At 59.2% G+C, this 5,096-nt stretch carries 5 protein-coding genes; 3 read left to right on the top strand and 2 right to left on the bottom strand.

Annotation, left to right across the window (positions count from 1 at the left end; all coding sequences use genetic code 11):
* The 3 genes from O6929_08495 to O6929_08485 form a co-directional block, all read left to right on the top strand.
* A partial coding sequence (locus O6929_08495; GenBank protein MCZ6480425.1) for a transposase occupies positions 1 to 289 on the top strand: 289 nt, incomplete at its 5' end.
* 583 nt (positions 290 to 872) lie between these two features.
* Positions 873 to 1,616, top strand: a complete 744-nt coding sequence (locus O6929_08490) for an MBL fold metallo-hydrolase (protein ID MCZ6480424.1) — start codon at positions 873 to 875, stop codon at positions 1,614 to 1,616.
* A 52-nt stretch (positions 1,617 to 1,668) separates the two neighbouring features.
* Positions 1,669 to 2,916: an MFS transporter gene (locus tag O6929_08485; protein ID MCZ6480423.1), complete on the top strand. Its 1,248-nt coding sequence runs from the start codon at positions 1,669 to 1,671 to the stop codon at positions 2,914 to 2,916.
* A 6-nt stretch (positions 2,917 to 2,922) separates the two neighbouring features.
* Here the strand turns inward: O6929_08485 and O6929_08480 are convergent, their stop codons facing one another.
* Positions 2,923 to 3,945: an ATP-grasp domain-containing protein gene (locus O6929_08480; GenBank protein ID MCZ6480422.1), complete on the bottom strand. Its 1,023-nt coding sequence runs from the start codon at positions 3,943 to 3,945 to the stop codon at positions 2,923 to 2,925.
* Positions 3,942 to 4,958 carry a putative zinc-binding metallopeptidase gene (locus O6929_08475; protein ID MCZ6480421.1) on the bottom strand — a complete coding sequence of 339 codons (1,017 nt, stop codon included), beginning with the start codon at positions 4,956 to 4,958 and terminating at the stop codon, positions 3,942 to 3,944. Before O6929_08475 ends, O6929_08480 begins: the two co-directional genes overlap by 4 nt.
* Positions 4,959 to 5,096 lie beyond the last annotated feature (138 nt).

The raw sequence follows: 5,096 nt of genomic DNA, 5'->3' as shown, positions 1-5,096 counted from the left end.
CGCCTTCGCCGGGATCGATCCTCGCCTCGTGGAGTCAGGGATGCACAAGGGCAAAGCCAAGATGTCGAAGCGCGGCTCCCGCTATCTCCGGCGGGCCCTCCATATGGCGAGCTTTGTTGGGATGCGGGGCGACGCCCTGTTCCGGCAGATCTATGAGCGACAAAGAGCCCGGGGTAAGCATCATTTCATCGCCCTGAGCCATGTTCAGAATAAGCTGGTGCACGTCATCTATTCGGTCTTGAAGCACAACAGGCCCTATGTCCCGATTGAAGCGAGAGCGGTGTCGTAGGAATGTTAGGGGGTTGACTGGATATAGCTTGTCAGTAATCTGCACTCTCTGACTTACCTGGCAACGCTTTTCCCGTACCAGACGCTTCCGGATCATTTCGCGTTCGTACTCGGCCACGGATCCGGAGATGTTGCGGATTAGGTGTCCGGTGGGGTATGGTGGTCCGGATTTTTCATTTCAGATCAGCTGTGTGGGCGGGGAGGTTCAAGCGGGGTGGATGCGACGCAAGTTCTGTGCCCGAAATTGTGCCCACCACCCCTCGCGCACCTCACCCTATGCCACTCCACCCAAGATGGAAGGAAACACCAAGTTCACAGGAGTTAAGAGTGGAGCGAAGATACGAAGGGGTGGTGGACGGTCTCAAAATCTGTTGGGCCTTCGCGCCCGTGCGGGTTCGACTCCCGCTCCCGGCACCACGTCTTCCTGCACCGAGCGAGCCCACCTAACCTCCTGCACCCTGTAGAGCAACCGGCTGGTTAGGTCCGGTTGCGTCGGTGATGGCTACCCCCGCCCCGCACGTGCATATTGGTGAGTGTCGGTTGGCCGGAACACTGCCTTGTCAAGGCAACGGAGGGCGCACGCGATGGGAAGGATTCACGTGCAATTTCTGGGGAGTGGGGATGCTTTTGGGAGTGGGGGGCGGTTGCAGACCTGTATCCTGGTTACCGGGACCAAGAGTCAATTCTTGATAGATTGCGGGGCTTCTGCCCTGATTGCGATGCGTCGGTACGGTGTCGATCCCAATGCGATCAGCTTGATTTTGCTTTCCCATTTACACGGCGACCACTTTGGTGGCATTCCATTTTTTCTCCTTGATGCCCAGTTCATCAGCAAACGGACCCAGGCCTTGCTGATCGCCGGTCCTGCTGGCACGAAAAAGAGAGTGGCCGAGGCGATGGAGGTGATGTTTCCCGGCTCGTCAGTGGTGCACCAGAAATTTCCCATGGAATTCAGAGAGCTGGAACTCGAACGTCCGCACGAATTGGGCGAAATCACGGTGACCCCCTACTTGGTGGAGCATCCTTGCGGGGCCCCACCACTGGCGTTACGGATTGCGTGTGGAGGAAGAATCATAACCTATTTGGGCGACACGGAATGGACCGACACACTCATTCCGGCGGCGAAGGATGCAGACCTGTTAATCGCGGAATCCTATTTCTTCGAAAAGAAGGTCAAATTTCATCTCGACTTTCAAACACTGATGGCCCGCCTGGACGACCTTCGACCCAGGAGATTGATTGTCACACACATGAGTCAGGACATGCTGGCGAGGTTGGATACACTCGGCTGTGAATACGCGGAGGATGGAAAGGTCGTCGAGATATAGCGACCGCGGCGATAGCATTGCCAAACCAATAACAGGACTCGAGAGCGGTACGATGTTCCTTCGATCCGATAATCTGTGGCTGGCAGGCCTCTGTGGGGCACGCATGGGGGCTGCGATGATGTTCATGGCCTACCCGGCCGTTCTCCCCATTGTGGTGCGCGAGTGGGGACTCTCGGGAACTGCGGCTGGCTCCATCTCCTCCGCCTTTCAGATCTGCACTGCTATCTCACTGGCAGTGGTCTCTGTCTTGATTGACCGGGTGGGGGCCCGGATCGTCTTCCTGTGGGCAAGCTTTGCCTCGGCTGCCGTCTCCCTCTTTCTTCCCGTCCTCGTTGATGGGTATTTCTCGGCGCTGACCCTCTTCTCCCTCGTGGCCATCGCGCTGGCCGGGACCTACACCCCGGGGCTCGTCCTCCTCGCCGAGCGCTTTCCTGTGGCAAGGCGGGGGTGGGCCATCGGGTGGTTCCTGGCTGCTGCCTCCTTGGGCTACGCCCTGGCCCTGGTGCTCGCAGGGCTGGTGATCGCGATCGTGGGGTGGCGTGGGGCCCTGTTCACCCTCGCTCTGGGACCGGTCACCTGCGCGGCCTTGGCGATTCCGGTTCTACGAGGTACGCCGCGGCGACAGGCGACATCTGTCACACGCTGGAGCCTCTGGGATATCCTGATTCGGAATCGTGCAGCTCAACTGATGGTCGCCGGCTACACGTTTCACGCCTGGGAGCTCCTCGGAATGTGGGCGTGGACCCCGGCGTTCTTAACCGTGGTTCTTGGCACGCACGGTCTTGATCTGAGCCGCTCCGCCGGCATTGGCGCTAACCTGACGGCCCTCTTCCACGTTATGGGGATCATCGCCGCCAGCGCAGGGGGCTGGCTTTCGGACCGCTGGGGCCGGACCGCGATTATCATCGGGATGATGGTTTTCAGCACCGCCTGCTCGTTCACTTTCGGGTGGCTCCTGACCGCGCCACTGACGCTGGTGGTTGTCGTGGGCCTCGTCTACGGCTTTTCAGCCCTGGGCGACTCGCCGGTATACTCCGCGGGGATCACCGAGGTCGTGGAACCCTCGCATCTGGGTTCTGTCTTGGCGGTGCGCTCGCTCCTGGGCTTTGGGGCGGGGGCGGTGGCAGCTCTGGCTTTTGGGGCGGTGCTCGATTTCACGGCCAGTGGGCCTGACCCGGCCAGCGGAATCTGGGGGTGGGCGTACAGCGTCTTGGGGATTGGTGGGTTATTGGGTGTTTGCTCTATGTTTTGGCTTCGGGCACTCCCGGAAGGTCGGCGGCTCGCAGGCGGGAAGGGTTGATGCCCCCTACCCTAATCGATCAGACCGCCACTGCAAGCCGAGGTTGAGCACGCGTTGCAACAAAGCCTCGTATGAGGTCCCCGCCTTCTCGGCCGATTCGGCGAAGTCCTCGCCATAGGCGATCTCGGGGTTGGGGTTGGCTTCCAAGACGTAGATCTTCCCGGTCGAGTCGAGCCGCAGGTCGATGCGTGCGTAGCCGCTGAGATTTAGATTGCGGTAAACGCGCTTGGCGAGGTCCTGAATCCTCCTCGGCATCTCCTCGGACAGTCCCGTCGCTTCGCCGGATTTGATGCCATACTTTTTCCTGTACTTGGGACTCCACTTGACCCTCGCAGTGGCGATGTGCCGAGCCTCATCGGGCATCCCCTTCATGAGCAGCTCCCAGATCGGAAAAACCTCGAGCCGCGAGTTCCCCAACACTGCGACGTACAGTTCGCGGCCCTCGATATAGCGCTCGGCGATGGCATCCGTCCCCACGCTCTTATGGATGAAAGCCACGCGCTCTTGGAGCTTTTCTTCGGTGTCGACGATCGAGGCCTGGGCGATACCAAGTGAAGCCTCCTGCGAAACGGACTTCACAATCAACGGGAACGAGAGCCGTTTGCGCCGCTTGACTGGTCGTCCTATGGGAAAGACGGCGAACTCGGGAACAGAAATACGGTGATAGGCAAGGATCTGCTTGGAAAGGGCTTTATCGCGAGCCAACATCAGTCCGCGGGGATTGCAGCCAGTGTACCGTACCCGCAACAACTCGAGGTAGGCGACGACGTTTTGATCAAAGACCGCGACACCATCGAACTCCTCAAGGAGATTGAAGCTGATGTGGGGCTTCCATTCGTCGATCGCCTTGCGAATCACTGCGAGGTCACTCAGCACGCCGACCGTCTGTACTTCGTGCCCCATCTCGCGGAGGGTGGAGACGACGTCAAATTCTGTTTTCCACTCTGCGGTCGCGAGGTCGACACCGGTGGTGTCCTCCGGAGGGATCAGCCCCTCATGCATCATGGCCAACACGCGCAACTTTCTCATAGCGCCACCCGGTGACGACCGCTGTGGAGATAGTTCATCGTCTGGACCGTGAGGAGGACCGTGAAATCCAGCTTCGCCTGGTCCTCGGATACGGCTAGCCGCAAATTCAGCTCGCGGCACCGTTCGATCATATCTTCAAGGACCCGGTCGATCGTGTACTGGTATTCCCCTGTCCAGCCCGCGACCTTGCGGCGGACTTCGTTGCGGATGCGCTTTAAAAAGCGAGCTGCCGGCATGTTACTGGCGAACTGCGATCCGTCGGAAAAAAGCCGCCTCAGATCCCGGTCGTAAAAGTTTGGGTATTCAAGACCGTAGTGCTCGCGTTTTTCTTTATAATGATGTCGCAAGGTTTTGCGCAAACGGAAGAGGGGATCGACGCGCGCTTTCGAGGTTACCGGCGGTTCTTGGGTGGCAATTTCCCCCATGAGCTGGTCCATGTATTCGAGTTTTTTGAGCGCCGGCCAGCCTGCATAGCGCTCTCTCCACATGGAGTGCGGGTCTAGCCAAACCGCGAAGGTCTCGGCGAAATCCTCAGCGGGGTGGCTTTGCGCGTACCAGGAGTCCAAATGCAGGACAAAACTCTTGCTGTATGGTTTTGGCGTGTAATACTCGGGATAGGGCACGGAGGATTTGCCGAACACCCGATGACGGCGCGGCCGTCGACGGAGGAGGTACGCGTTCTCGATGGCGTGGCCCGTCTCGTGGCGGAGGATGCGCATGCACCAGTCGAGAGTTCCCCCCTCGACCTCGAGCATCTGATTCAGCTCGAGCCGTGCCAGGCGTGGATGGGCCATGTAAATGGGAATCGCGCTTCCGGGAACCCCGTCGGGTGTGAACCAATCGTCCGAAAGCCAGAAGTGGGGCCGGAAGCGGAGGCCGCGATCCTTCAGTTCTCCAGAGAGCTGTGTAATCCGCTTTTCTAAGTCGCTCCCCTTGATCCTTAGGTTGAGATCGCACATCCTCAGATCGAGAAGCTTTTCATCTGGCCAATCTGCCCATGCATGGTCCCTCATTCGGTGGGAGCGGGGACCTCTTGACTGACGCGAGGGTGCCTTTATTTCTGGCATCGGTACCTCTATAGGTCTCGTGTGAGCGACGCGGCATGACTGCCCTGAATCCGGACCATGAGGGTTCCATGGGAATTCATGCAG

Source organism: Candidatus Methylomirabilota bacterium, assembly GCA_027293415.1.
In the GTDB taxonomy this organism is placed as follows: Bacteria; Methylomirabilota; Methylomirabilia; order Methylomirabilales; family CSP1-5; genus CSP1-5.
The sequence above is the reverse complement of the archived record's forward strand: the minus strand, read 5'-3'. Positions and strand labels throughout refer to the sequence as shown.

Excerpts from the sequence above, each read along its gene's own strand:
- O6929_08485 (MCZ6480423.1), top strand. The coding sequence starts at position 1,669 with ATGTTCCTTCGATCCGATAATCTGTGGCTGGCAGGCCTCTGTGGGGCA.
- O6929_08490 (MCZ6480424.1), top strand. The coding sequence starts at position 873 with ATGGGAAGGATTCACGTGCAATTTCTGGGGAGTGGGGATGCTTTTGGG.
- O6929_08480 (MCZ6480422.1), bottom strand. The coding sequence starts at position 3,945 with ATGAGAAAGTTGCGCGTGTTGGCCATGATGCATGAGGGGCTGATCCCT.
- O6929_08475 (MCZ6480421.1), bottom strand. The coding sequence starts at position 4,958 with ATGAGGGACCATGCATGGGCAGATTGGCCAGATGAAAAGCTTCTCGAT.